This is a genomic window from Paenarthrobacter sp. CAP02 (assembly GCF_040137855.1).
Lineage (GTDB): Bacteria > Actinomycetota > Actinomycetes > Actinomycetales > Micrococcaceae > Arthrobacter.
This window is the reverse complement of the sequence record NZ_JBEEII010000012.1, coordinates 59597-85548: the sequence shown is the minus strand read 5'-3', so window position 1 is coordinate 85548 and position 25952 is coordinate 59597. Positions and strand designations below refer to the sequence as shown.

The window sequence follows — 25952 nt, the reverse complement described above, 5'->3', positions numbered from 1 at the left end:
CGTGCTAATGCCGCAGCAGTAGCTGCGCGTAACACAGCGTTTACACAAGGTGACGCCGGGCACAGTGGTGGCAGGCGTCGTCGGCACGGCTTAGGCTCTATCCATGGCCCCGAGCAACCTTCCTGAGTCCAACACGCCCGCCGAAGTTCCCGCCCCCTACGGCAACGGCCCCTCGGCAGCGGCACAGCAGCCGTCGGCAGCCGGGAGGAAGCCCGCGGGCAGGGTCCGGATCCACCACCTTCAGCAGGCCAAGGACAACGGCGAGCACTTCGCCATGCTCACCGCCTATGAGCAGTACACCGCCGAGATTTTTGACCAGGCCGGCATCGAAGTCCTCCTGGTGGGTGACTCTGCATCCAACAACGTCTTCGGCAACGAGACCAGCCTTCCTGTCACCGTCGATGAACTCCTGCCGTTGTGCCGTGCCGTTGCCAGGTCGGCCAAGCGCGCTCTGGTCGTCGCTGACCTTCCGTTCGGAAGCTACGAGGTTTCAGCTGAGCAGGCGGTCGCCACGGGTGTCAGGTTCCTCAAGGAAGGCCTCGCGCACGCCGTCAAGATCGAGGGCACTGCCTACTACGCGGACACCGTGAAGGCAATGGTCCAGGCGGGCATCCCCGTCATGGCCCACATCGGGTTCACACCCCAAAGCGAGCACTCCCTGGGTGGTTACCGGGTCCAGGGCCGCGGGGACGACGCACAGCGCCTGGTCGATGACGCTGTGGCCCTCCAGGACGCGGGCGCCTTCAGCGTCCTCATGGAGATGGTCCCGGCGGACACCGCGGCAACCGTGGACGCTGCCCTTCGGGTTCCCACTGTCGGCATCGGAGCGGGCAGGAGCACAACAGGCCAAGTACTCGTCTGGCAGGACATGGCAGGCCTGCGGGGCGGAAAGATGGCCAAGTTCGTCAAGCAGTACGCGGACCTTCGCACCACATTGAGCGATGCCGCAGCAGCGTACGCGGAGGACGTCCGGTCCGGGCAGTTCCCCGGACCGGAACACTCCTTCTAGTCCTCGTCCTGGGCGTCCCAGGCGTCATTGCGCGCTTTGACCTTCTCCAGGGCGTGCTCGGCTTCTTCCCTGGTCTTATAGGGGCCAATCAGCTGGGTCCAGTCGGACATTGCGTCCTCTTCGATCTCGTGCGTCTTGACGTTGTACCAGTACTCCGTCACGTCTCCTCCTCGGTCCTCGGGCTATTGGACGCGTAACGTTGGCGGGGTCACAGGAACCCAATCACATTTTGTTACTTGCGTCTCTTGCGTGCCTTATATGATCAATCTATGCCTTCTCTAGCTTCGACTGCACCCATTGGCGCCCTCACCCCGGGAACCATCAGCCCTGAACGACCCGTCCCGGCGTCGATCCCCCGGCCCGAGTATGTCGGCAAGAAGGCACCTGCCAAGTTCACGGGCTCCGAAGTGAAGTCTGCCGAGACCATCGAGAAGATCCGGATTGCCGGCAAGATCGCGGCACAGGCGATTGTGGAAGTTGGCAAGCACATCCAACCCGGAGTGACCACCGACCACTTGGACAAGGTCGGGCATGAGTTCCTGCTGGACCACAGTGCCTACCCCTCAACCCTCGGCTACAGGGGCTTCCCCAAGTCGCTGTGTTCCTCACTCAATGAGGTCATCTGCCACGGCATCCCGGATTCCACGGTGGTGCAGGACGGCGACATCCTGAACATCGACATCACGGCCTTCATAGGCGGAGTCCATGGTGACACCAATTACACATTCCTGGTTGGCGACGTGGACGAAGAATCCCGCCTGCTGGTTGAGCGCACGCAGGAGTCGCTCAACAGGGCCATCAAAGCTGTGGCCCCGGGCCGCGAGATCAACGTCATCGGCCGGGCCATCCAGTCCTACGCAAAACGCTTTGGCTATGGCGTTGTACGCGACTTCACTGGCCACGGCGTGGGTGAGGCGTTCCATACCGGCCTCATCATCCCCCACTACGACGCAGCCCCGGCGTACAACACCGTGATCGAGGCAGGCATGGTGTTCACCATCGAACCCATGCTGACCCTTGGCACCATCGAATGGGATATGTGGGCCGACGACTGGACGGTCGTCACCAAGGACCACAAGCGCACGGCCCAATTCGAACACACCCTGCTGGTCACAGAGACCGGCGCGGAAATCCTGACCCTTCCCTGAGCCCCTCCGGAAGGTCCCAGCAGCCCGGGAGGCTGCGCCATGCCCATCCCCTCCTGCCACGATCGGAAATGCATTGTCCAAGAAGGATGAGAAGACCCACAAGAACGCCCCGCTGATCGGAATCGACATCGGCGGCACCGGCATCAAGGGCGGCATCGTCGACCTGAAGAAGGGCAAGCTGATAGGTGACAGATTCCGGGTCCCCACTCCGCAGCCCGCAACGCCCGAGGCCGTCGCCGACGTCGTCGCCCAGATCGTTGAAGAACTGTCCAGCCGTCCCGACGCACCTGCAGCCGAATCCCCGGTGGGCGTGACATTCCCGGGCATCATCCAGCATGGCGTGGTCCACTCAGCGGCCAATGTCGACAAGACCTGGCTCAATACCGACATCGATGCCGCTTTCACCAAGCGCCTGGGACGCCCCGTCGAGGTGATCAACGACGCCGACGCCGCCGGCCTTGCCGAGGCCCGTTACGGCGCAGGCGAAGGCGTGGATGGAACAGTCCTGGTGATCACCCTGGGCACCGGGATTGGATCTGCTTTCATCTTCAACGGCCAGCTGGTCCCCAACGCCGAACTGGGTCACCTCGAGGTGGACGGGTTCGACGCCGAAACCAAGGCATCGGCTGTTGCACGCGAACGCGACGGCCTGAGCTGGGACGAATACGGTGTCCTGCTGAACCGCTACCTGCAGCACGTGGAGTTCCTGTTCTCCCCTGAGCTCTTCATCGTGGGCGGCGGCATCTCCAAGCGCTCCGACGAATACTTCCCGCACCTGCAGTTGCGCACCAAGATCGTGACTGCCAAGTTGAAAAACGACGCCGGCATTGTTGGCGCTGCACTTGAGGTGGCTTTGCACCACAAACTCGCCAAGTAGGGGCGAATGCCCGAAAAGTCTGGGAACGGCGTCGCGATTGTCAGCGGTGCCAGCCGTGGCATCGGCGCAGCAGTCGCCCATGCCGCGGCAACGGCCGGTTATGGCGTCGTGGTCAATTACTCAGCTGATGCCGACGGCGCCCACGCTGTAGTCCGTCGCATCGTTTCCCAAGGCGGCCGCGCACTGGCCGTACAAGCCGACGTCAGCCAACCGGCCGACGTCGTTCGCTTGTTTGACCAAGCCGCGACCTGGGGCACGGTGACCGCGGTCATCAACAACGCTGCCATCACCGGCGACCAGATCGGCACCCTGGTGGAGGTGCCTGCCGAGAAGGTACAGCGGGTTGTCGACGTCAACGTCTCGGGCATGATTTTCATGTGCCAGGAGGCTGTGCGGACGCTGTCAACGGATCATGGCGGCAGCGGTGGGAACATAGTCAACATCTCCTCGACAGCCACCAAAGCCGGCTCGCCCGGCACCTGGGTGCACTACGCCGCAACCAAAGGGGCTGTGGATGTCCTGACGGTGGGGTTGGCATCCGAAGTGGCCAAGGAGGGAATCCGGGTCAACGCAGTGGCTCCCGGCAGCACCAACACTGGGCTCCATGCGGCAGCAGGTATGCCGGACCGTGTGGAGAAGCTGAATCCAACCATTCCCATGGGGCGCGGTGCCGAACCCGAGGAAGTCGCTGCCGCAGTGATGTGGCTGATGTCCAGCGAAGCCGGCTACATCACCGGGGCCGTTCTTCCGGTTTCGGGCGGGCGATAGACGCGCCCTTTGCCACGCGACGGTCGCTGCTTGGTGCCGGTGGCGGCTGCGGCTTCCCCTCCGCTGCCGCCACCGGAGCTAGAGTGGGCTCTTCTCGGAGCCTTTGGCTTGCTTGGTGCCTGCCTTGGCGTGGGCCTCGGCCTCGTGGCGGAGCAAGGAAATGGCAGATTCGAAGTCCTCCAAGGACTCGAATGCCTGATAGACGCTGGCAAAGCGCAGGTACGCTACCTCGTCCAGATTCCGCAGCGGTCCGAGAATCGCCAGGCCAACCTCGTGGGCGTCGATCTCTGCTGCGCCCGACGAACGGATGTTCTCTTCGACTTCCTGTGCCAGCATGGCGAGATCATCTTCAGTTACCGGACGCCCTTGGCATGCTTTCCGGACGCCACTGATGACCTTGATGCGGCTGAAAGGCTCGCCCACGCCGGAACGCTTGATGACGGAGAGGCTGGTGGTTTCCACGGTCGTGAAGCGGCGGCCGCATTCCGGGCACTGGCGTCGCCTGCGAATGGAAGAGCCGTCGTCAGCCATTCGACTGTCAACAACACGGGAGTCAGGATTCCGGCAGAACGGACAATACACGCTGGGCCTCCCCTGACAGCTCCGGCACGGGACTTGCCGGCAGGCCGCCGGATACGCAAAGGTGCCGGAAGATAACTTCCGGCACTAGTTTACGGTCCATCACACGGTAATGACAAGCGTGTAACTACTACATGTAGTGGTAGGCACCCTTATATGTAGTGGTTTACGGTCAGGCGAACCGGATCCGCACGGCGTCGCCGTGGCCCGGCAGGTCCTCCGCGCCCGACAAGCTGACGATGTGGGTGCTGACCTGCTGCAGTGCGTCGCGGTCATAGTTGATGACCTGCACTGCGCGCAGGAAAGTGGTGACGTTCAATCCGGACGAGAAAGCGGCGGTGCCGCTGGTGGGCAGAACATGGTTGGAGCCTGCACAGTAGTCGCCCAGGCTGACCGGGCTGTACTCACCGACGAAGATCGCCCCGGCGTTCCGTATCCGGGACGCGACCGAAGCCGCGTCCGCAGTCATGATTTCCAGGTGCTCGGCCGCGTAGGCGTTGCATACGGCGATCCCCTGCTCCAGGTCATCGACCAAGACGACCCCGGACTGCGGTCCGGACAGCGCCTCAAGAACCCGGGCACTGTGCTTAGTGGCAGCAGCCTGCCGTGCAAGCTCACGCACGACGGCGTCGGCCAGGTCCGCGGAGTCCGTCACCAAGACAGAAGCTGCTTTGGGATCGTGCTCGGCCTGGCTGATCAGATCGGCAGCTACAAGGGGTGCCTGTGCCGTGGCATCGGCAAGGACCGCAATCTCAGTGGTCCCGGCTTCGGAGTCGATGCCCACAACGCCCTTAACCAGCCGCTTGGCGGTGGCCACGAAAATATTGCCGGGGCCGGTCACAACATCGACAGGTTCGATCGGCTGTTCTTCACCGGATCCCGGAATGCCATAGGCAAAGGACACAATTGCCTGCGCGCCACCAATGGCATAGACCTCATCAATGCCCAGGAGCTTGGCTGCCGCCAGGATGGTGGGGTGCGGCAGCCCACCAAAGTCCTTCTGCGGAGGCGAAGCCAGAGCGATGGACCCGACGCCGGCAGCCACAGCCGGGACCACATTCATGATCACGGATGACGCCAAAGGAGCAAGGCCGCCGGGGACGTACAGCCCAACACGGCCCACGGGAATCCAGTTCTGGCTGACCACTGCACCGTCGCCCAACGAAACGTCCACATTGGCGGGCCGCTGCCGGTCCGCAAACTGGCGCGCCCGACTGATCGATTCTTCCAAGGCCGCACGGACCTCGGGGTCGAGCTCTTCCAGCGCCTGCGTCAGTGCTTCGGCGGGGACCCGGGGGTGGGACTGTTCCACGCCGTCGAACGTCCGGGCCAGCTCGCCCAGGGCAGCGAAGCCCTTGCTGCGTACAGCAGAGATGATGTCCTGGACCTTTTGCTCGGCGTCGGCCATCGTCTGATGGCGTGCCCTGGGAACGGCTTCACGCAGTTCGGCAAGCGAAAGGTGGCGGCCCCGGAAGTCGATCGTGCGGAAATCGAGGGCAGCTGCTGGGGCGGAAGTATCCGGGGAAGTGGTCACCCAGCTATTTTACGGGCTTCTTCGAAAGAACCCCGAACAGCGCCAGGACAAACGTCATGAAGGCCAAAGCTCCTGGCCACAAGACCAGTACCGCATAAGAGCGCAGCGTGAAACCGTACCCTGCACCGAGGGCCGGGTCCGGGGCCTGGCTCCACAACTGACCGGCCAGCAGGCCAACAAGCCAGGAGATCACAGCGCCCACCGCCCCGCCGAGCAGCGCGAAAGCCAGCTGACGCGGCGCATCAGTGCCCTGCAGCTTTCCGTCCAGGGCAAGCCCGGTTGCACACCCGGCGAGGAGCACCAGGGCGGCGAGCACCAAGTCCCGCGGAAGCCACGACTCCGGGTCCGCGGGATTGGCCAGGTCCGGGTTGCCCGAAAGGAGGTTGAGCCCGCCCGGGGCCAGGAGCCACCAGAGCACGCCCAGGACCACGCCCAAAGCTGCGGGAAAGGCCACCCAAAAAAGTACGTCCTTCAACTGCCGCGGACTACGGGCCGGAGCCGGTTCGGAAACGGAAGGAAGGCTCACACTGGGCTCGGTCATGCAACCCACATTAACAAAGGTTCACGCTGGCCCCCCAAAAGATGGGGGTGGCGCACCCGGGGAATACCCTGAGAGAAAGAAACACAACCAGTCCAGGAGAACAACAACGTGGCAAGCGAAGAACCCGGCTTCGAGCAGACCTTCAGGGAGATGTTCCGCCGGCATGCAGCAGGGGTGGCCATTATTACCGCCAACCTCAACGGCAATCCGTTCGGTTTCACCGCCACCTCAGTGGCATCTCTGTCTGCCGAACCGCCGCGCTTCACTTTCAACATGGCCCGGAGTTCCAGTTCCTGGCCGGCAGTGGCCAACGCGGAATACATCGGCGTGCACATGCTCGGGCTTGAAAACCAAGCCTTGGCCAATCGCTTCGCCCGGACCCGCGACCGTTTCGAAGGCGACCACTGGGAGCCCGGCCCACACGACGTGCCGATCCTCAAGGACGTCAGCGGCTGGCTGGTTGGAAAGATCCAAATGCGCTTGTCGTTCGAAAACAACGCGGTGGTGGTGGTTGAGGTCGACGACGGCCAGGTAGGCGACGACGGCACTCCCCTGCTGTATCACAGCGGCACGTACAGCAAGCCGGCGCCGCTCGATTACGAGATCTGAGCCCTCCCGGGCCCGCCCTCCTAGTTATCCAGGCAGGCAGGGCCCAGGAGGACCTTGAGATCTCCGAACAGTGACGGGCTGGGGTTCACCCGCATGTGGACCGGCAGCCCCATGACCTCCACCTTGGTGTCGCCCATCAACTTCAGCCGGACTTCCGAGTTTCCCCTATGTGTCCGCAGCACATCACGGAGGTCGGTCACTACCGCTTCCGTCGCCTTGAACGTGGGGATGGTGATCACCACGGGCCCGTTCACGCTTTCGCTGAGGTCCGGCACGGAGAGTTCCATGCAGTTCAGCGTCACAGCTCCGTCATCACGCCGTTGCAAGCGTCCCTTGACCACCACGATCAGGTCTTCCGCCAGCACGGAGGCAATCGGGCCATAGACCTGCCCGAAGAACATGACCTCCATCGAGGCGCCCAGGTCCTCGATTTCCGCCCGGGCATAGGCATTGCCGCTGGCCTTCGCGATTCTTCGGCTCAACGAGGTGATCATCCCCGCAATGGTGACAATCGCGCCGTCGTGCGGTCCGTCCTCGGCGATGATCGATGTGATGGATTGTTCGGCGTGCTGGCTGAGGACGCCCTCCAGCCCCTGGAGCGGATGGTCTGAGACGTAGAGGCCCAGCATGTCGCGCTCGAAGGAGAGCTTGTCCTTCTTCTCCCACTCCGGAAGATCCGGAATCTCGGTGGTCAGCGATGCTTCGGGTTCCTGATCCTCGAAGCCCGCGAAGAGGTCGAACTGGCCAATCGCTTCATTCCTCTTCAGGGTGATGACCGAGTCGATGGCTTCTTCGTGGATCATTGCCAGCGCGCGCCGGTGGTGGCCCAGGGAGTCGAACGCGCCGGCCTTGATCAGGGATTCAATGGTCCTCTTGTTGCAGACGACGGCGGGAACCTTGAGCAGGAAATCCTTGAACGAGGTGTACTTGCCTTCGGATGTCCTGGCCGCAACCATGGCATCCACCACGTTCACGCCAACGTTGCGGATGGCACCCATGCCGAAGCGGATGTCCGTTCCCACAGGCGTGAAGTTCAACGATGACTCGTTGACATCCGGCGGCAGCACCGTAATGCCCATGCGGCGGCACTCATTGAGGTAGATGGCGGACTTGTCCTTGTCATCGCCCACCGACGTGAGCAGCGCCGCCATGTACTCGGGCGCGTAGTGCGCCTTCAGGTAGGCAGTCCAGTAGGAAATCACGCCATACGCAGCGGAGTGGGCCTTGTTGAAGGCATAGTCGGAGAACGGGAGCAGGATGTCCCAGAGCGTTTTTACGGCAGCCATGGAATAGCCGTTGTCCTGCATACCTTGCGAGAAGCCGGCGAACTGCTTGTCCAGCTCGGACTTCTTCTTCTTGCCCATCGCGCGGCGGAGGATATCGGCTTGGCCGAGTGAGTAGCCGGCCAGCTTCTGCGCCACGGCCATAACCTGCTCCTGGTACACGATCAGGCCGAAGGTGCCGCCGAGAATCTCCTTCAAGGGTTCTTCCAGCTCCGGGTGGATAGGAATGACCTCTTGGATCCCGTTCTTGCGCAGGGCATAGTCGGTGTGGGCGTTGGCGCCCATGGGACCCGGGCGGTACAGCGCCAGGACTGCGGAGATGTCTTCGAAGTTGTCAGGCTTCATCAGCTTGAGCAGGGACCGCATGGGTCCGCCGTCAAGCTGGAACACGCCCAGGGTGTCGCCCCGGGCCAGGAGTTCGTAGGATGCGGCGTCGTCGAGTTCCAGGTTTTCCAGGTCCAGTTCGACGCCACGGTTCATCTTGATGTTTTCCAGCGCATCCGAAATGATCGTCAGGTTTCGGAGGCCCAGGAAGTCCATCTTGATCAGCCCGAGGCCTTCAGATGTCGGATAGTCGAACTGCGTGATGACCTGGCCGTCCTGGAAACGGCGCATGATGGGAATGACGTCAATGATGGGGTCCGAGGACATGATCACGCCTGCAGCGTGCACGCCCCACTGGCGCTTCAGCCCCTCGATACCCAACGCCGTCTCGAAGACCTTCGCGGCTTCGGGATCGGTGGCGATGAGCTGCCTGAAGTCCCCTGCTTCGCTGTAGCGCTTCGACTCGGGGTTTTGGATATCCGCGAGCGGGATGTCCTTGGCCATGACTGCCGGCGGCAGGGCCTTGGTGAGTGTCTCGCCCATGCTGAACGGGTAGCCAAGCACACGCGAGGAGTCCTTGAGCGCCTGCTTGGTCTTGATGGTTCCGTAGGTGACGATCATGGCCACTCGTTCGTCGCCGTACTTCTTGGTGACGTAATCGATCACTTCGGAGCGGCGGCGATCATCGAAGTCGACATCGAAGTCAGGCATGGAAACGCGGTCCGGGTTGAGGAAGCGTTCGAAGATCAAGCCGTGCTGCAGCGGGTCGAGGTCGGTGATGCGCATGGCGTAAGCCACCATGGAACCTGCACCCGAGCCACGGCCGGGGCCCACCCTGATGCCATTGTTCTTGGCCCAGTTGATGAAGTCGGCGACCACCAGGAAGTAACCGGGGAAACCCATGGAGGTGATGACGCCGAGCTCGTAGTCGGCCTGAGCGCGTACCTTGTCCGGTATGCCCTGGGGGTAACGGTATTTGAGTCCGGCATCGACTTCCTTGACCAGCCAGGACGTCTCGTCCTCCCCGGGCGGGCAGGGGAAGCGCGGCATGTAGTTGGCACCGGTGTTGAACGACACTTCGCACCGCTCGGCGATGAGCAGGGTGTTGTCGCAGGCCTCGGGGTGGTCGCGGAACAGTTCACGCATCTCCTGTGGTGACTTCAGGTAGTACCCGCTGCCGGAGAACGCGAACCTCGAACCGCCGTTGTCGTACGTCGGTTCCAGGAGGGTTGAACCCGATTGGATGGCCAGGAGGGCCTCGTGCGCCTTGGCGTCGTGCTCGTGCGTGTAGTGGAGGTCGTTGGTGGCTACAAGCGGAAGGTTCAGCTCCTTGGCCAGGCGCAGCAGGTCACCAGTGACGCGTCGCTCGATGTCCAGGCCGTGGTCCATCAACTCGCAGAAGTAGTTCTCCGCGCCGAAGATGTCCCGGAACTCCGCGGCGGCCTCCACCGCCTCGCGGTAGAGCCCCAGCCGCAGCTTGGTCTGGACTTCCCCGGATGGGCAGCCGGTGGTGGCAATAAGGCCCTCGGAGTAGGTGTTGAGCAGTTCACGGTCCAGCCTCGGCCATTTGCCGAACACGGAGTCCAGGGAGGCAATCGAGGAGGCCCTGAAGAGGTTCCGCATGCCCACGTTGTTGTAGCTCAGCAGTGTCATGTGGGTGTAGGAGCCACCACCGGAGACGTCGTCTTTGCGCTGGCTTTCGTCGCCCCAGCGGACGCGTTCCTTATCGCCGCGGGCCGTGCCCGGCGTTACATAAGCCTCAACGCCAATGATGGGCTTGATGCCCTTGTCCGTGGCCTTGCGCCAGAAGTCGAACGCACCGAACAGGTAGCCGTGGTCCGTGGTGGCCAGGGCGGGCATGCCCAGCCGTTCGGTTTCGTCAAACAACTCACCCAGCCTGGCGGCTCCATCCAGCATGGAGTATTCGGTGTGGGTGTGCAGGTGGACGAACGAATCATTGCTGGAAGTCACCACGACAGTCTACCGTCCCCGGTCCGACAGAACGTGGCCCCGGGGACGGTGAGGGCAATCTAGGCGGATCCGCTGGCCAGCAGGTCCAGCGCGTATTGGAGGTCCGCAGGATAGTCGCTGCTGACCTCCACCCACTCCCCCGTGCGTGGGTGGTTGAATCCCAGCTGGCGGGCATGCAGCCATTGCCGGGTGAGGCCCAGGGTGGCGGCCAGGCGGGGGTCCGCGCCGTAAGTGAGATCACCGGCGCAGGGATGCCGGAGCGCCGAGAAGTGGACGCGGATCTGGTGGGTACGTCCCGTTTCCAGGTGCACTTCAACCAACGTCGCCTTGCCGAAGGCTTCCAGTACCTCGTAATGGGTGACCGACGGACGACCATCCTCAATGACAGCGAACCGCCAGTCGTGGCCGGGGTGCCGTCCAATGGGGGCATCGATGGTCCCCTCCAGTGGATCAGGGAGGCCCTGGACCACTGCGTGGTAGACCTTGTCCACGGTGCGTTCCTTGAACGCCCGCTTCAACACCGTGTAGGCATGCTCTGTTTTTGCCACCACCATGACACCGGACGTGCCGACGTCGAGCCGGTGCACGATCCCTGCACGCTCAGGTGCCCCGGACGTTGAGATCCTGTATCCCGCCCCGGCGAGGCCGCCCACCACAGTGGGGCCCACCCATCCGGGAGACGGGTGGGCGGCGACTCCCACCGGCTTGTCGATGACAACGAATTCGTCGTCGTCCAGCAGGATCTTCAGGCCTTCCACAACTTCCTCCACGACTTCCAAAGGGTCAGGCCGTTCCGGAACGGTGACGTCCAGAACTGTGCCGGCTGCAAGCTTCGCCGATTTGCCGAGGGGCACGCCCCGGACACTGACGTTGCCTTCGGCGATCAGCAGTGCCGCGGCAGACCGTGAGATGTCCAGCAATTTCGCCAACCCGGCGTCCGCACGTGCTCCAGCCAGGTCCTCGGGTACCACCACGGAGTCACTCACTGGTGGACTCCCCTGTGGAACCGCCGGCCGGCTTGGCCTCACCGCTTGGCTTCGGTGTCTGGACATGGCGGGACCCGTCCATGCCAACGCCGCGGAGGGTCAGCAGGCAGATGATGGCCACCCCGGACACCACAGCCGAGTCGGCGATGTTGAAAATGGCAAAATTCGGCAACTGAATGAAGTCCACAACATGTCCCATGGCAAAGGACGGCTCACGGAACAAGCGGTCTGTCAGGTTGCCCAATGCGCCGCCGAGCAGCAGGCCCAGTGACAATGCCCACCATGCCGAGCCCAGCCGGCGCAGCTGGAAAAGGATCGCAATGGAAACAGCCGCCATGACGATCGTGAAAATCCATGTGACGTTCTCACCGATGGAGAACGCCGCCCCGGAGTTCCGGATGTAATACCAATGAAGCAACGGAGGCAGCACGGGTATCCGTTCGCCCTCGGTCATGGTGCTGGTTACCCAGAGCTTGGTGAGTTGGTCAAAGGCGTAGGCGAACACGGCGAAGCCGGCAAAAAGCCAGAGTACGGCCGGCCGCCGCTTTCGGCGTGAGCCGGGCTCCGGCTGTGAAGCGTCATCGGTGAAGTCGTCGGTCATTATGGCTTTCATTCGGTAAGCGTGGTGGCCTGCTGCGGTGGGTTAACAGCAAAAGCCGGTGGCCGAGGAGTCCTCAGCCACCGGCTTTTAGAATACTTGCTATACGTCTGCGGTTGCTTCGCCGACCTCAGGGGCAGCGACGGAACCACGGGCGTCGAGGTCACGCAGCTGGCCTTCGATGTAGGCCTTCAGGCGTGAGCGGTAGTCGCGCTCGAAGCCACGGAGCTGCTCAACCTTGCGTTCAAGGACGGAGCGCTGCTGCTCGAGGGCACCGAGGATCTTGCGGGACTTCTCCTGGGCGTCGTTGACGAGGCTGGAGGCCTCGATCTGCGCCTCGGCGATGATCTTTTCTTTCTGCTGCGCACCGTCGGAGACGTGCTTGTCGTGCATCTGCTGTGCCATGGCAAGCAGTCCTGCAGCCGACTCGGCAGAGGGGGTGAGGCTGTTGTTCGCAGCAGGAGCCTTGGCAGCGGCAGCAGCGGCCTGGTCGGCTTCCTTCTTCTTGGCAGCCTCAGCGGCAGCCTTGGCTTCAGCTTCTGCCTTGGCCTCGGCTTCCTTGTCGACCTTGACCGGAGCCGGCACCTTCTCGACGACCGGAGCCGCAGTGGTTGCAGCAGGAACAGCCGAACCGGCCTCGGCGAGCTTCTTGCGAAGCTCGTCATTCTCCTGGTTCAAGCGGCGAAGTTCCACCACGATCTCGTCGAGGAAGTCATCGACCTCGTCCTGGTCGTAGCCTTCGCGGAACTTGGTCGGCTGAAAGCGCTTGTTGACAACGTCTTCTGGCGTCAAAGCCATCTGGTCACCTCGTTGGTCTAGTTAGTCAGTAGGCCTTCCGGCCGTTCAAAACTACGGTACCTAAATATCATCTGGTTCCTCCAATTCAACACCATCGTGTTGAATTGGAGAGAATTTGCGGCCTGTGGACCATCGGTGGTCCGGGGTTCCGCGGTGCAGCTAGGCCAGGCTGCTGGTTACGGCCATCGCAATGCTGACCGCAATGATCAGGATCAAAAAGCCCAAATCCAGCGAAATTCCGCCCATTTGCAGGGGCGGAATCAGCCGCCGAAGCCTCCTCAAGGGCGGGTCGGTTACGGAGTACACCACATGGGCTGTAACCAACGCCACACCCCGGGGCCGCCATTGTCGGGCGAACATCTGCACCCACTCGAAGATGAGCCGGATGATCAGGGCAATGAAGAACAGCAACAACACTATGTAGATAAGGCCGAAAACAATGCCCACGAGTTAGCTCAGATCTCCCACTTGTTCCGGAATGCCGATCGGTCCATAGTATGCAACGCCGATCGGTCCTTACTATTGCAACACAGATGCCAGGCAGGTAGACCCGCCTGGCATCCTTGAAAGACTCTTGTCAGCTTTGGTTGAAGAAGCTGGCCTGCGTTTCGCTGGCCTTCTTGTCATCTCCGATGACCTCGACATACGACGGCGACAGCAGGAAGACCTTGTTGGTCACCCGCTCGATGCTGCCATGCAAGCCAAAGACCAGTCCTGCGGAGAAGTCCACAAGGCGCTTCGCGTCCGCTTCGCCCATGTCGGTCACGTTCATGATGACGGGGATGCCATCCCTGAAACTTTCACCGATGACTTTGGCGTCGTTGTACGAGCGGGGATGGACGGTGGTGATCTGCCTCAGGCCAGAGGCATCTTCGCGGCTGGACGCCGCACGCTTAATGGGTGTCACAGGTGCGCGGTATTCCTCTTCGGCGTCAACAGTGGGCATTTCACGGACAACTTCCCGGACGGGAGCAGGCGCACGGCGCTCTTCCCGTTCCTGTGCCTGGGGGCGTTCTTCGTCGGGGTGCGAGGCGGCTGCCTGCTCAGATTCGTAGTGTTCATCGCCGTCGGCGAGCCCAAGATAGATCATTGTCTTGCGCAGAGCGCCAGCCATGGTGCACTCCTATCGTTTCTGCAGTAGGCGGGCCGCCATGACTTGACACATCGGAACCCCGGCCCGTCATTCCAATACTTTGACGCTACCCCACGGCCGGACGGGAACCGAGAATATCGGAGCCAATTCTCAGGTGTGTCGCCCCGAACTTAATTGCGGCTTCCAGGTCCTGGCTCATGCCCGCGGACATGGCCGTCGCATCGGGGTGGATTGAGGTGAGGGCGGCCGAAATCCCTGCGAGCTTTTCGAAGGCCGCCTCGGGATCGGCACCCAAGGGTGCTACGGCCATCAGGCCGGAGAGCTGCAGGCCGCCGGCTGATTGGATCTTTTCGGCGAGAACCTCGACGTCGGCCGGGCCGGCACCGCCACGGTGAGCACCGGCGTCGTCCTCCAGGCTGACCTGGATGAAACAGTCGAGGTCCGCGCGGCCCGTACCATCCTGTTCGCGCGCCATGGCTTTGGCCAGCGCATCAACGAGTTGGACGCGGTCGATTGATTGGACGGACGACGCGTACTTGACAACCGACTTGGCCTTATTGCTTTGGAGCTGCCCGATAAAGTGCCATCGGACATCAACGCCAGCCAGCTCACTTGATTTGGCAGCGGCTTCCTGGTCACGGTTTTCGCCGACATCCGCGACTCCCAGGGATGCCAGGCGCCGGACGTCCGCGGCGGGATGGAACTTGGTGACCACGATCAACCGCGGCGGATCGGTCCGATGGGCGGCCGCGGTTGCCGTTTCGATCCTGCCCGCCACGGCGGCCAGTCGTTCCGCCAGTTCCGCGGTACGAGGATCGTTGTCAGAGCTAGTCATGCGTCCACACCAAACCTGCGAATCGACCGGTACGGTTGTCCCTCCGGTACGAGAAGAGATTGTCGTTTTCCAACGTGCACTCCCCCGAATACTCCACAGCCACGTTCGCCGCGGCCAATTGGGAGCGCACTCCGGCTGGAAGATCCAAGGCCGGGGTTCCCCATGACGTGGATGCCCACGCCGCGGGCACGTCAGCGGCCACGGTGGCCCGCAATTCTGCCGGCACTTCATAGCAGGAACCGCAGATTGACGGGCCCAGCCAAGCCCTGATGCTCGTAGCTCCCCGCCGGCGCATCTCCGCGACGGTTGCGGGGATAACGCCCGAGGCGACACCTGGACGCCCCGCGTGGGCTGCGGCAATGATGGGCTGGTTTCCGGAATCCGCACCCACCAGGACCACAGGCACGCAGTCTGCAACCATCACCGCCAAGGGTTGCGGTGCCGTGTGGGCGTAAGTCCCTCGGGAGACCATGGCATCCGCGGTGGGGCCCTGGCCAGGGACTTCGATGAACTCCACCGTGTTTCCGTGGACCTGATTCATGTACTGGAAGCGCCCGGCGCCCAAGCCAACGGCTTGGTCGAGGCGGGCCCGCCGGTCCAGGACCTCACCGGGGTCATCCCCGACGTGGAGGGCCAGGTTCCCGGCGTCCCTGTCCGTAAAGGCTACGGAGACGCCGGGCAGTACTTCATTACGCCACCAAAACACCAGGTACTGACTCTCCGGACGCGGCTTTACTTCAGGAAGTCGGGAACGTCGAGGTCATCCGAGCGGCTTCCGGTGAGATCCGGTTCCACCACGGCGGGAAGGTCGACGTCGAAACCTGAGTCTGCGGGCAGGGCGGCGGGACGCTGCTGGCCCCAGTTGCCCAATCCTGCGGCACCGATGCCGGCCGTCGCGTGCTGCGGTGCAGCTGCGCTGGAGGGAGCGCTGTTCGGAGCAGCGGGACGCTCGGCGGGGACGGGGTTCTGGGCCGGGCGCGACTGGTCCATCGAAGGAGACGTTGCCTTGACGTCGTCGAAGCCTGCAGCAATGACAGTGACGCGGGCTTCGTCGCCCAGGGCGTCGTCAATGACGGCACCGAAGATGATGTTGGCCTCGGGGTGGGCCACTTCCTGGACCAGGCGGGCGGCCTCGTTGATTTCGAACAGGCCGAGGTCCGAGCCGCCCTGGATGGAGAGCAGGACGCCGTGGGCGCCGTCGATGGAAGCCTCCAGCAGCGGGGAAGCAATGGCCAGTTCCGCGGCCTTGACAGCACGGTCTTCGCCACGGGCGGAGCCGATACCCATGAGGGCTGAACCTGCGCCCTGCATCACGGACTTCACGTCGGCGAAGTCAAGGTTGATCAGGCCGGGCGTGGTGATGAGGTCGGTGATGCCCTGGACACCGGACAGCAGCACCTGGTCCGCGGAACGGAAAGCGTCCAGGACGGAGACGTTGCGATCGCTGATGGACAGGAGGCGATCGTTGGGGATCACGATCAGGGTGTCGACTTCATCGCGCAGAGCGTCGATGCCGGCCTCTGCGGAGCCCGCGCGACGACGGCCTTCGAACGTGAACGGCCTGGTCACCACGCCAATGGTCAGCGCACCCAGGGAGCGGGCGATGCGCGCGACGACAGGGGCGCCACCGGTTCCGGTACCGCCGCCTTCGCCAGCGGTGACGAAGACCATGTCCGCACCCCGGAGAACTTCTTCGATCTCGTCGGCGTGGTCTTCTGCGGCCTGCTTGCCGACCTCAGGGTTTGCTCCGGCGCCGAGGCCACGGGTGAGTTCGCGTCCGACGTCAAGCTTGACGTCGGCGTCGCTCATGAGCAGCGCCTGCGCGTCGGTGTTGATGGCGATGAACTCGACGCCCCGAAGGCCCACCTCGATCATGCGGTTGACTGCGTTCACGCCACCGCCGCCGATGCCGACGACCTTGATGACGGCCAAGTAATTCTGCGGTGCTGCCACGTTTCGTGCCCCTTGCTTGTGTCCTATAGCGAAACTGATCGAGTCCAACTTGAATACTTGGACCTTAACCCTCTAGTTGAAGGTTATAGTTATGTCAAGTAACTCTACAGCGACGGTATTTCCTCTGGTTCCCACATGCAATGACCGCTTGCGCGTGTCGTGTCATTGCCGTGAAATAAGGCTGCCGCCGGCGCGAGTCTACTTTCCCTGTGCTGCTCTATTTGGTGAACGGATGCCGCGGGACACTGACGTCGTAAACGCTCACGGGTACCTTCGGGTCCGCAGGCATCTTCAACAGCGCTTCAAGTGCCTTCGCCTTCAGTTCCCTGTCCTCGGCATTGCCCCACACTACCGTCTTTCCGTCCACGAGTTTTAGTTCAACCGCATCCGGGGACGCTGCTGATGCTGTGGACATGCGGGCCAGGACATCGGGAGGCAGTGTGTCCAAAACGGCGGCTATCGCCTTGAACAACTCCGTGTTGGTTGCGCCGGCGCCAGCGTCGATCAAGGGCAAAGCCACAGCGGCCTGGTCCTTGGTGGCACCCAGCTGCACGCCGTCGACGTCGACCATCACATAGCTGTCACCCTGTTTCAACAAAGCCACAGGTACCCGTTCGTTGACGTGCACCAACAACTCCGACGGCGGCCGCGCCTCGATGGTGGCCGACCTGACCTGGATCAACGGCTTCAGGAGCTCGTTGACTTCCTTCTCGTTGACTTGTGGAAGCGGTTTGCCGTCCAGGCCTGACAGCGCTTTTTGGACGGCATCAGGTGTCAGGAGCGTGGTGCCGTCCACGGTGATGGTCCGAACGGCAAGGGCCGGGGAAAAGACCGCCGCCGCCATGAGCACGGCAACGAAGGCCACGACAAGCGAGACCGTCCACAGCACGATTCTTCGCTTGCGTTTCCCCTTTGGCTCCGGAAACGCAATGACGTTATCCGACGTTTTTTCTTCAGGCTCGACGAACCGTTGGGCACTGATGACACCGCCCGGGCCCTCGCTGCGCGGACCGCCGCTCTTGCCCACGGGCGAGTCCGCCCCGGGCTTGAACGTCGGTTTGCGGGTGCTAGCCACCCAGGGCTCCAACGATCGCTGGCCCGTAAGCCGTGACGTCGCCCGCCCCTACCGTCAGGACCACGTCGCCCTCAGCTGCCGCAGCAACCACTGCTTCCACGGCCTCGTTGGCCCCCACAAGGCGGCCGTTGGTCAAATGATCGGCGATCAATGCGCTGGTGACGCCCGGAACAGGGTCTTCGCGGGCTGGATAGATATCCAGGACCAGGGCAGTGTCAGCCGCGGCCAGTGCCTCTGCGAACTCGGTGGCGAATTCACGCGTCCGGGAAAACAGGTGCGGCTGGAAGAGGACGTGAACTTTGCTGCCACCGGCTACGGAACGCGCGGCCGACAGGGCAGCGCGGACTTCCGTGGGGTGGTGGGCGTAGTCGTCATAGACCCGCACTCCCCTGCCTTCTCCCTTGAGTTCGAACCTTCGCGAGGCTCCGGTGAAATGCCCCAGTGCAGCTGCCGCTGCTTCGGGGGCCACACCAAGTTCGACGGCGACCGCGAACGCGGCTGCCGCGTTCAGCGCGTTGTGCCGCCCCGGTACCTGAAGGTCCAGCGAGTGGGTATCGGCGCCAACCGCTACCGTCACGGCACCCGGACCGTCGTCGTGAAGCCTGATGTCGGCGTCGTCCGCTGTTCCATATGTGAGAACGCGGGTGGCCCCCTTCGCGGCTGTGCGTTCCGCCAGGGCGCGGGCACCGGCGTCATCAGCGCAAGCCAGCAGCACTCCATCGGCCGGCAGGAGCGCGGCAAAATTGTCGAAGGAAGCGAACACGGCCTCGGGCGTGCCGTAATGGTCCAGATGGTCGGCTTCGACGTTGGTGACAACAGCAATGAGGGGGCGGTAATTCAGGAAGGAGCCATCCGACTCGTCGGCCTCCGCCACGAAGATATCCGAGGCTCCATGGGCGGCATTGACACCCAGGGCCGGGACATTGGCGCCAATGGCGAAAGAGGGGTCAAGCCCCGCTTCCTTGAGCAGGACCGCGATCATGGAGGTGGTGGTGGACTTGCCATGCGTGCCGGCCACCGTGACCACGCGGTGCCCGGCCATGGTGGCTGCCAACGCCTCGGACCGGTGCAGGACAGGCAGTCCCGCGGCCCTCGCGGCGGCCAGTTCAGGGTTATCCGCGCGGATTGCCGAACCGGCCACGATGGTTTGGGCATCGCCCAGGTTCCCGGCGTCATAGCCCACTGCAATACGGGCACCCGCCGCGGCGAGGTCATGCATGACAGGCAGGTCCTTGGCGTCCGTGCCGCTGACGGGCACACCCCGCGCCACCATGATCCGGGCCACGGCGGACATACCCACGCCGCCGATGCCAATGAAGTGGACACGGCCGAGGGACTCAAGGGGGGCGATGCTGTTGGTCATGCGGATACCGCTTCCAAGACAAGATCAGCCATGCGCTGATCGGCGTTTCTGATACCAAGGGCCTCGGACTTGCGGGCCATGTCGCTGAGCCGTGCTGGGTCCGACAGAAGCGGAATGAGTTCCGCTTCCAGCCACGCCGGACTCAGGTCTTTGTCGTCAACCAAGAGGGCTCCCCCGGCGTCCACCAAGGGAGCAGCGTTCAAGGCCTGCTCTCCGTTCCCGATGGGCAAGGGCACGAACACCGCGGGAACTCCCACGGCAGCCACTTCGCTGACCGTCCCGGCGCCCGCGCGGGCCAACAGGACATCGGCAGCGGCATAGACGTTCTCCATCCCGTCGACGTACTCCACTTGCCGGTAGCCGGGAGCGGCGAGGAGACCGCCGTCGTCGGCCAATACCGACTTGCCGTTGCCGGTGATGTGCAATGTCTGGATCCCGGCCGCAGCCAGTGCCGGCAAGGAGGCGGCGATGGAACGGTTGATGCTCTGGGCGCCGGATGACCCACCGGTGACAATCAACGTCGGTTGCACCGGGTCCAAACCCAACGACGCCTTGGCCGCAGGAGCTGCCGCGGCCCGGTTGAGTCCGGAGATGGCACGACGCATGGGCATGCCTACGTGCCGTGCGCCCCGGAGGCGGGTCCCGGAGAAGGCGACAGCCACGTATTTGGTGAACCTCGCGCCCACCTTGTTGGCCAAGCCGGCCTTCATGTTGGCCTCGTGGATGACTATGGGGATCCCCAGTTTCCGGGCTGCCAGGTACATGGGTGTGCAAACGTAGCCGCCCACTCCCACCAGGACATCCGCGTCCGCATCAGTCAAGATGCGCCGGGCCTGCTTGACCGCGGCACCCATGCGCCCGGGAAGCCTCAGCAGGTCAGCGGAAGGACGCCGCGGAAACGGGACCCGGTCGATCGTTGACAGCTCGTAGCCGGCGGCCGGCACGAGCCGGGTTTCCATGCCCGACGGCGTACCGACAGTCATGATGGCGGCGTCGGGTCGCCTGTCCCTCAAGGCATCAGCGATAGCCAGCAGGGGGCTGATGTGCCCTGCCGTTCCGCCGCCGGCCAGGACAACGGAAAGGGGCTTGCGGGCAGTAAGGGATTCAGGAGTCATGAAGTGCTAAGTACGCTTTCGTGCGGTTTTCGGAGAACGGCGCGGGAGGAAACGGGGCCGCTGCTGCGGCGGCAACTGGCTTCGGGCCAAGGACAAGACTACGCCCACGCCACATAGGGACATCACCAGCGCAGAACCACCGTACGAGATGAACGGCAGTGGAACCCCGACGACGGGAAGCAGCTGGGTGACGACCGCCATGTTCATGCTTGCCTGGCCCAGGAGCCACACCATGATGCCGCCGGCCAGCGTGCGCTGGAACGGATCCGTCTGCCGGACCACGACGCGGAAGATGGCGATGCCAAGGATCGCGAAAAGGACCAGGACCACAATGGTGCCCACCAGGCCCAGTTCCTCGCCGATGATGGCGAAGATGAAGTCATTGTGTGCTTCGGGAAGCCAGTTGTACTTCTGACGGCTTTGTCCGAGGCCCAGACCGGTCCAACTTCCTTGTGCCAGGCCGTACATGCCGTTGGTGGATTGGAAGTCGAAATCGAAATCGGCCTTGCAGGAGGCGGAGGCAGTACCAAGCCAGGAGGTGATACGACAGATCCGGTTCGCGCTGCTGACGGTCCCCAGGATGGCGCCCGCGACCCCGACTGCGCCGGCGAGGGCAAGCATCTTGCCGGGAACGCCGGCGAAGAAGAGCCCCGCCGCCGTGATGGCGGCAATAACAATCACCGTTCCGAGGTCGTTTCCGAGCATCACCAGGGCGATCACCAGCCCTGCGCCTGGAACGACTGGAATGATGACGTGCCACCAACGATGCAGGAGCTTCTGCTTGCGGGCCAGCACGGCGGCGATCCAGACACAGAGGACCAATTTGGCCGTCTCGGAGGGTTGGAGCGTCACGCCGCCGATGTCGATCCAGTTCTTATTGCCGTTGACGCTGTTGCCCATGACCTGGACGAGCGCGAGGAGAACCACCACAGCGCCAAGTGCCCACCATGACAACCGTTTCATCCAGTTCACGTTGGTTCGCGAGATGACGTACATGGCCAAAGCACCCAGGACTCCGAACATGGCCTGCTTCAGGGCATCGGCGTAGGGTGACTTGCCTTCGGAAATTGCCTCGACACTGGAAGCGGAGAGGACCATCATGACACCGATGGCCGTCAGTGCCAGGGCGCAACCGAGGATCAGGTAATAGGTGAAGCTGTTCGGAGCCCTGTCCTTGCCCTCGAGGCTGTCCCAAAAGTTGCGCAGGAGCCGGCGGAGCCCGGAAGGCTTCTTCGCCGACGCGGGCGACGCCTCGGGTTTCCCGTCCCGTGGCGCTTTGCCGCGGGTGCGGGTGGGCGTGCTGACCATTGTTACTCCTCGGTGGTCGGTGCCTGCCCTTCCACAAGCTCGCGAACTGCTTGGACGAAAGCGTCGCCACGGTGAGCGTAGGAAGAGAACTGATCCATGGATGCTGCCGCCGGTGCCATGAGCACGGTGTCGCCTGGCGCTGCAACAGTGGCAGCAGCAGCGACGGCTTGGGCCATGACAGCCTCGCCGTAGATAGGCGACGCGGCATTACCGGCTGCGGTCTCCACCCTTTCAGTGTCGCCCTTGGGCTGCACGATCACGGGGACATCCGCTGCGTGTCGCTGCAGGGAGCCTTCCAGTGCTTCAGTATCGGTACCTATCAGCACCACTGCCTTCAGGCGGCGTGCATGCTCTTTGACCAGGTCGTCATAGTTGACGCCCTTGGAGAGGCCACCGGCAATCCACACGACGTTCTGGAAGGCCGAAAGTGCCGCGGAGGCAGCGTGCGGATTGGTGGCCTTTGAATCGTTGATCCAGAGGATGTCGTTGTGTTTGGCCACCAACTGGATGCGGTGGGCGCCCGGCAGGTAGTTGGCCAGGCCCTGCTTCACTGCTGCCGGCTCAACCCCGTACGCGCGGACCAGCGCGGCGGCGGCCAAGGCGTTGGCCACCATGTGGCGCGGAGCCACCGGACCGAGATCGGACATGGCGGCGAGCTCGGCGGCGGAGTCCTTGCGTTCGGCAATGAAGGCACGGTCCACCAAGAGACCATCCACCACGCCCAGCATGCTGATCGACGGGGTGTTGGTGGTGAACCCGATGGCACGGCAGCCTTCTACGACGTCCGCATTCTCCACCATCCGCTCGGTTTCGATCTGCTCCGCGTTGTAGACGGCAGCTTTCTGGGTGTTCTCGTACACTTTGGCCTTATCAGCGAGGTACGAGGCATACGAACCATGCCAGTCCACGTGGTCTTCGGCCACGTTGAGGCAAACGCTCGCCACCGGTGACAGTGAGTGGCTCCAGTGCAGCTGAAAACTGGAGAGCTCGACCGCGAAGGCATCGTAGTCCACGGGATCCCGGAGGGCATCGAGGATCGGGGTGCCTACGTTGCCGACGGCGATGGCCTTCAGCCCGGCTGCTTGAAGCATGGATTCCGTCATGCCAACAGTGGTCGTTTTGCCGTTGGTGCCGGTGATGGCGAGCCAATCGGCTGTTTTGTGTCCCGCCCGGACGCGCAGGCGCCAGGCAAGCTCAACATCGCCCCACACGGCAATGTGCTTGCGCTTGGCCGCGGCCAGGAGGGCCTGGTCCGGCCGCCAGCCAGGCGATGTCACAACAAGCTCGGGAAGTTCGCCGTCGATCAGGGGAAGGGTGTTGACCGCTTCCTCGCCCAACAGCACGTCGACGGCACCCACGATTTTCAGGGTGTCGGCCTGGGCTTTTGCACGGCTTGTCGTGGCAGCATCAACCACCACCACTTTCGCGCCGAGCTCGATCAGGGTGTCGGCGGCTGAGAAGCCTGACACGCCAATCCCCGTGACCACTACGCGCAGGCCGCTCCAGTCGGCGTCCCAGCTGGTGAGTCCGTCCAGCCTGTCAGCGACTGAATCTTCGGCGGACGCGATTGATTCCGGGCTTTCATTCACAGCAGTACCACCCATTCAGCGTAAAAAACTCCCAAGCCTGCGGCCACGAAGAGCCCGGCAAGGATCCAGAACCGGACCACTACCGTCACTTCGGCCCAGCCCTTCAATTCAAAGTGGTGTTGCAGGGGCGCCATCTTGAAGACACGCTTGCCACCGCTGAGCTTGAAGAAGCCCACCTGGATGATCACGGACAAGGTGATCAGCACGAAGAGGCCGCCGATGAGGGCCAGCAGGAGCTCGGTACGGGAGAGAATGGCGAAGGCTGCAACGGCTCCGCCAATGGCCAGGGAGCCGGTGTCTCCCATGAAGATCTTTGCTGGTGACGTGTTCCACCAGAGGAAACCCACCAGGGCCGCGCTGAGAATGGCAGCCAGCAGGGCCAGGTCCATGGGGTCGCGAACCTGGTAACAGCCGCTTCCTGCCTCGCGCGGGGATCCACAAGCCTGGTTGCTTTGCCAGATTCCCATGATGGTGTAGGCGCCAAAGACCATGATGGATGCGCCCGCCGCCAGGCCGTCGAGTCCGTCGGTGAGGTTCACGCCGTTGGTGGCAGCGGTGATGATCAGGTTGGACCAGAGCACGAACAGGATGGCGCCAACCACGGTGCCACCGAAGGCAAGGTCCAGCCAGGGAATGTCCCGCACCAGGGAGATCTGGGTCGAGGCTGGGCGGAGCCCGTTTTCGTTGGGGAACTGCAGGACCAGGATCGCGAAGATGATGCCGACGGCTGCCTGCAGGATCAGCTTGGCCCGGGCATTGAGGCCCAGGCTCCGCTTGTTGGAAATCTTGATGTAGTCATCGAGGAAGCCCACAAAGCCCATGCCGACCATCAGGAACAGCAGAAGCAGCCCGGAGGCGGATGGTCCCGGAGAGCGGGGATTCATCATCCACATGACCAGGTGGGTAGCAAAGTAACTGATGAGGACAGCAGCCACCACCACGGTCCCGCCCATAGTGGGTGTGCCGCGCTTGGTGTGGTGCGATGTCGGTCCGTCGTCGCGGATGAACTGGCCGTAGCTCTTGGCCACAAGGAACTTGATGAACAAGGGCGTCCCGATGAGGGCGACCAGGAGGGCGACGCCGGCGCCGATCAAAAGTGCAATCACAGCAGCTCGTTCCCTTCGCTTGCGGAAGCTTCGTCCGCGGTGTCTCCGGTGGGCTCGGCCCGTGGAGGTAATGCTATCCGATCACCCAAATGCCGCAGGCCCACCCCATTGGAGGACTTGAAGAGGACCAGGTCACCGGGTTTCAACTCGTTGCGCAGCAGCTCGTAGGCTTCCTCCACGGTTTCGGTGAATGAGCACTCGTCCCCCCAGGACCCTTCCTGGATCGCGGAGACGTAGAGGGCCCGGGCTTCCCGACCCACTACGACAAGCCTGGAAATGTTCAGGCGCACCACCTGGGTGCCCACGGCCGTATGCTCACGGATGGAGTCCTCCCCCAGCTCGAGCATGGCGCCCAGGACAGCCCAAGTTCTCCTGCCCTGTCCAAGGTCGGCGAGCGTCCGCAGGGCCGCGCGCATGGATTCGGGGTTGGCGTTGTACGCGTCGTTGATGATGGTGACGCCGTCTTCGCGCTCTGTCCGTTCCATGCGCCAGCGGCTGGCCGCGGACTGGGAGCTGAGCGAGGAGGCGATGTCAGCGGCCGGAATTCCGGCTGCGAAAGCTGCGGCGGCTGCCGCCAGCAGGTTCGTCACGTGATGGCCACCGATCAGCCGGCTGCGCACCTGAACGGCGGGGCCGCCGTCGGGAAGTATGAGGTCGAAGTCCGGGTAGCCCTGGTCATTGACAACTACGTTCCTGGCCTCCACCTCTTCGGTGGTGGCCGGCGAGGCAGTGAAACCCAGGACCTTGGCTTTCGTCCGTGAGCGCATGGCGGCAACGCGGCCGTCGTCGAGGTTGATCACCGCGGTGCCATTCTCGCTGAGGGCCTCCACCATCTCGCCCTTGGCTTTGGCAATGTTTTCCACGCCGCCGAATTCACCAGCGTGAGCAGTGCCGACCACCAGGACAACGCCAATGTCAGGCTTGACCATGTCTGCCAAATACTTGATGTGGCCAATACCGGTGGCGCCCATTTCGATGACCAGGAAGCGGGTGTTCTCATCAGCGGAGAAGACGGTCAGCGGTACGCCGACCTCGCCGTTGTAGGAACCCTGTGGCGCAACTGTAGGTCCCGCAGTGGACAGCACGCCCGCCAAGAGGTCCTTGGTGGTGGTCTTGCCCGCGGACCCGGTGATGCCGATGACCGTGGTTTCCTCGCCGCGCTGCTGCCTCGCTGCGCGAATCCGGCGGACGGCTTCGGCCGCCAACGCGCCCATCGCAAGGACCGCGTCCTCAACCACGACGGCGGGAATCGGGTTTCCGTCCGGACCGGCGACTTCGTGTTCGGCAAGGACAAGGACGGCGCCGCGTTCGAAGGCAGCATCGACGAAGTCGTGGCCATCGGCGTGCTCGCCGGGCTTGGCAACGTACAGCGAACCCGGGGTTGCTTCCCGTGAATCAGTGACGACGGAGGTGGGCACGATGTCCGGAGCTCCGGTCAAGCGGCCATGGGTGATGTCGGCGATTTCCGCCGCAGTAAGTGCAATCATCTC

The 25952-nt window shown here is 63.2% G+C and carries 25 protein-coding genes; 5 read left to right on the top strand and 20 right to left on the bottom strand.

Features of this window, described 5'->3' with window-relative positions; genetic code table 11:
- Nucleotides 1-103: 103 nt before the first annotated feature.
- A complete protein-coding gene (gene panB, locus ABHM97_RS18595) occupies nt 104-1009 on the top strand; it encodes a 3-methyl-2-oxobutanoate hydroxymethyltransferase (protein WP_349471793.1) in 906 nt (301 codons plus the stop codon).
- Here the strand turns inward: panB and ABHM97_RS18590 are convergent.
- A complete protein-coding gene (locus ABHM97_RS18590) occupies nt 1006-1170 on the bottom strand; it encodes an SPOR domain-containing protein (protein WP_235520453.1) in 165 nt (54 codons plus the stop codon). The two genes, panB and ABHM97_RS18590, sit on opposite strands and share 4 nt — an antisense overlap.
- A gap of 108 nt (nt 1171-1278) precedes the next feature.
- Here ABHM97_RS18590 and map point away from each other — a divergent pair, with 108 nt between their 5' ends.
- The 3 genes from map to ABHM97_RS18575 all read left to right on the top strand — a co-directional run bounded on the left by map (nt 1279) and on the right by ABHM97_RS18575 (nt 3802).
- On the top strand, nt 1279-2157 hold the full coding sequence (map, locus tag ABHM97_RS18585; RefSeq protein WP_349471792.1) for a type I methionyl aminopeptidase: 879 nt from the start codon (nt 1279-1281) through the stop codon (nt 2155-2157).
- A gap of 73 nt (nt 2158-2230) precedes the next feature.
- A complete protein-coding gene (gene ppgK / locus ABHM97_RS18580; RefSeq protein WP_257371333.1) occupies nt 2231-3034 on the top strand; it encodes a polyphosphate--glucose phosphotransferase in 804 nt (267 codons plus the stop codon).
- Between the two features lie 6 nt (nt 3035-3040).
- Nucleotides 3041-3802, top strand: a complete 762-nt coding sequence (locus tag ABHM97_RS18575; RefSeq protein ID WP_349471791.1) for an SDR family oxidoreductase — start codon at nt 3041-3043, stop codon at nt 3800-3802.
- A 78-nt stretch (nt 3803-3880) separates the two neighbouring features.
- Here ABHM97_RS18575 and nrdR read toward each other — a convergent pair whose 3' ends face one another.
- The 3 genes from nrdR to ABHM97_RS18560 all read right to left on the bottom strand — a co-directional run bounded on the left by nrdR (nt 3881) and on the right by ABHM97_RS18560 (nt 6456).
- Nucleotides 3881-4384, bottom strand: a complete 504-nt coding sequence (nrdR, locus tag ABHM97_RS18570; protein WP_349471790.1) for a transcriptional regulator NrdR — start codon at nt 4382-4384, stop codon at nt 3881-3883.
- 169 nt (nt 4385-4553) lie between these two features.
- Nucleotides 4554-5915: a histidinol dehydrogenase gene (hisD, locus tag ABHM97_RS18565; protein ID WP_349471789.1), complete on the bottom strand. Its 1362-nt coding sequence runs from the start codon at nt 5913-5915 to the stop codon at nt 4554-4556.
- Nucleotides 5916-5919: 4 nt separating this feature from the next.
- Nucleotides 5920-6456 (bottom strand): hypothetical protein, encoded by a 537-nt coding sequence (locus ABHM97_RS18560; protein WP_349471788.1) that lies wholly within the window; start codon nt 6454-6456, stop codon nt 5920-5922.
- Between the two features lie 108 nt (nt 6457-6564).
- On the opposite strand from ABHM97_RS18560, the gene ABHM97_RS18555 reads away from it, so the two are divergent.
- A complete protein-coding gene (locus tag ABHM97_RS18555; RefSeq protein ID WP_349471787.1) occupies nt 6565-7065 on the top strand; it encodes a flavin reductase family protein in 501 nt (166 codons plus the stop codon).
- 20 nt (nt 7066-7085) lie between these two features.
- On the opposite strand, the gene dnaE is transcribed toward ABHM97_RS18555, so the two are convergent.
- From dnaE to ABHM97_RS18475, 16 genes are all read right to left on the bottom strand, one after another.
- The gene (dnaE, locus tag ABHM97_RS18550) at nt 7086-10643 is read right to left on the bottom strand and encodes a DNA polymerase III subunit alpha (RefSeq protein ID WP_284987256.1); all 3558 of its coding nucleotides are present in this window, start codon (nt 10641-10643) and stop codon (nt 7086-7088) included.
- Between the two features lie 59 nt (nt 10644-10702).
- Nucleotides 10703-11629 carry an RluA family pseudouridine synthase gene (locus tag ABHM97_RS18545; RefSeq protein WP_349471786.1) on the bottom strand — a complete coding sequence of 309 codons (927 nt, stop codon included), beginning with the start codon at nt 11627-11629 and terminating at the stop codon, nt 10703-10705.
- Nucleotides 11622-12230 carry a signal peptidase II gene (gene lspA, locus ABHM97_RS18540; protein WP_349471820.1) on the bottom strand — a complete coding sequence of 203 codons (609 nt, stop codon included), beginning with the start codon at nt 12228-12230 and terminating at the stop codon, nt 11622-11624. Before lspA ends, ABHM97_RS18545 begins: the two co-directional genes overlap by 8 nt.
- 99 nt (nt 12231-12329) lie before the next feature.
- The gene (locus ABHM97_RS18535) at nt 12330-13025 is read right to left on the bottom strand and encodes a DivIVA domain-containing protein (protein ID WP_235520443.1); all 696 of its coding nucleotides are present in this window, start codon (nt 13023-13025) and stop codon (nt 12330-12332) included.
- A 159-nt stretch (nt 13026-13184) separates the two neighbouring features.
- Entirely contained in the window at nt 13185-13472 is a 288-nt protein-coding gene (locus ABHM97_RS18530) for a YggT family protein (RefSeq protein ID WP_235520442.1), read from the bottom strand.
- A gap of 130 nt (nt 13473-13602) precedes the next feature.
- Nucleotides 13603-14139 (bottom strand): cell division protein SepF, encoded by a 537-nt coding sequence (locus ABHM97_RS18525; RefSeq protein ID WP_235520441.1) that lies wholly within the window; start codon nt 14137-14139, stop codon nt 13603-13605.
- An 85-nt stretch (nt 14140-14224) separates the two neighbouring features.
- Nucleotides 14225-14953 (bottom strand): YggS family pyridoxal phosphate-dependent enzyme, encoded by a 729-nt coding sequence (locus ABHM97_RS18520; protein WP_235520440.1) that lies wholly within the window; start codon nt 14951-14953, stop codon nt 14225-14227.
- Nucleotides 14946-15659 (bottom strand): purine nucleoside phosphorylase YfiH/LACC1 family protein, encoded by a 714-nt coding sequence (locus tag ABHM97_RS18515; protein WP_235520439.1) that lies wholly within the window; start codon nt 15657-15659, stop codon nt 14946-14948. The genes ABHM97_RS18520 and ABHM97_RS18515 overlap by 8 nt, the downstream gene beginning before the upstream one ends.
- A gap of 26 nt (nt 15660-15685) precedes the next feature.
- Nucleotides 15686-16906, bottom strand: a complete 1221-nt coding sequence (gene ftsZ / locus ABHM97_RS18510) for a cell division protein FtsZ (RefSeq protein ID WP_235520438.1) — start codon at nt 16904-16906, stop codon at nt 15686-15688.
- A 217-nt stretch (nt 16907-17123) separates the two neighbouring features.
- Nucleotides 17124-17981: a cell division protein FtsQ/DivIB gene (locus ABHM97_RS18505; RefSeq protein ID WP_349471785.1), complete on the bottom strand. Its 858-nt coding sequence runs from the start codon at nt 17979-17981 to the stop codon at nt 17124-17126.
- A complete protein-coding gene (gene murC / locus ABHM97_RS18500) occupies nt 17974-19344 on the bottom strand; it encodes a UDP-N-acetylmuramate--L-alanine ligase (protein ID WP_349471784.1) in 1371 nt (456 codons plus the stop codon). The genes ABHM97_RS18505 and murC overlap by 8 nt, the downstream gene beginning before the upstream one ends.
- A complete protein-coding gene (gene murG, locus ABHM97_RS18495) occupies nt 19341-20459 on the bottom strand; it encodes an undecaprenyldiphospho-muramoylpentapeptide beta-N-acetylglucosaminyltransferase (protein WP_349471783.1) in 1119 nt (372 codons plus the stop codon). The genes murC and murG overlap by 4 nt, the downstream gene beginning before the upstream one ends.
- A gap of 6 nt (nt 20460-20465) precedes the next feature.
- Entirely contained in the window at nt 20466-21767 is a 1302-nt protein-coding gene (gene ftsW, locus ABHM97_RS18490; protein WP_349471782.1) for a putative lipid II flippase FtsW, read from the bottom strand.
- A 2-nt stretch (nt 21768-21769) separates the two neighbouring features.
- Entirely contained in the window at nt 21770-23371 is a 1602-nt protein-coding gene (murD, locus tag ABHM97_RS18485) for a UDP-N-acetylmuramoyl-L-alanine--D-glutamate ligase (RefSeq protein ID WP_235520433.1), read from the bottom strand.
- Nucleotides 23353-24462, bottom strand: a complete 1110-nt coding sequence (gene mraY / locus ABHM97_RS18480; protein WP_235520432.1) for a phospho-N-acetylmuramoyl-pentapeptide-transferase — start codon at nt 24460-24462, stop codon at nt 23353-23355. Before mraY ends, murD begins: the two co-directional genes overlap by 19 nt.
- Nucleotides 24459-25949, bottom strand: a complete 1491-nt coding sequence (locus tag ABHM97_RS18475) for a UDP-N-acetylmuramoyl-tripeptide--D-alanyl-D-alanine ligase (protein ID WP_235520431.1) — start codon at nt 25947-25949, stop codon at nt 24459-24461. The genes mraY and ABHM97_RS18475 overlap by 4 nt, the downstream gene beginning before the upstream one ends.
- Nucleotides 25950-25952: the final 3 nt, after the last annotated feature.

What these genes read in the sequence shown, in the direction of transcription:
- ABHM97_RS18560 (WP_349471788.1), bottom strand. Translation starts at nt 6,456, where the DNA reads ATGACCGAGCCCAGTGTGAGCCTTCCTTCCGTTTCCGAACCGGCTCCG.
- lspA (WP_349471820.1), bottom strand. Translation starts at nt 12,230, where the DNA reads ATGACCGACGACTTCACCGATGACGCTTCACAGCCGGAGCCCGGCTCA.
- murG (WP_349471783.1), bottom strand. Translation starts at nt 20,459, where the DNA reads ATGACTCCTGAATCCCTTACTGCCCGCAAGCCCCTTTCCGTTGTCCTG.
- ftsW (WP_349471782.1), bottom strand. Translation starts at nt 21,767, where the DNA reads ATGGTCAGCACGCCCACCCGCACCCGCGGCAAAGCGCCACGGGACGGG.
- ABHM97_RS18535 (WP_235520443.1), bottom strand. Translation starts at nt 13,025, where the DNA reads ATGGCTTTGACGCCAGAAGACGTTGTCAACAAGCGCTTTCAGCCGACC.
- murC (WP_349471784.1), bottom strand. Translation starts at nt 19,344, where the DNA reads ATGACCAACAGCATCGCCCCCCTTGAGTCCCTCGGCCGTGTCCACTTC.
- panB (WP_349471793.1), top strand. Translation starts at nt 104, where the DNA reads ATGGCCCCGAGCAACCTTCCTGAGTCCAACACGCCCGCCGAAGTTCCC.
- ABHM97_RS18575 (WP_349471791.1), top strand. Translation starts at nt 3,041, where the DNA reads ATGCCCGAAAAGTCTGGGAACGGCGTCGCGATTGTCAGCGGTGCCAGC.
- map (WP_349471792.1), top strand. Translation starts at nt 1,279, where the DNA reads ATGCCTTCTCTAGCTTCGACTGCACCCATTGGCGCCCTCACCCCGGGA.
- murD (WP_235520433.1), bottom strand. Translation starts at nt 23,371, where the DNA reads ATGGGTGGTACTGCTGTGAATGAAAGCCCGGAATCAATCGCGTCCGCC.
- ABHM97_RS18520 (WP_235520440.1), bottom strand. Translation starts at nt 14,953, where the DNA reads ATGACTAGCTCTGACAACGATCCTCGTACCGCGGAACTGGCGGAACGA.
- ABHM97_RS18475 (WP_235520431.1), bottom strand. Translation starts at nt 25,949, where the DNA reads ATGATTGCACTTACTGCGGCGGAAATCGCCGACATCACCCATGGCCGC.
- ABHM97_RS18525 (WP_235520441.1), bottom strand. Translation starts at nt 14,139, where the DNA reads ATGGCTGGCGCTCTGCGCAAGACAATGATCTATCTTGGGCTCGCCGAC.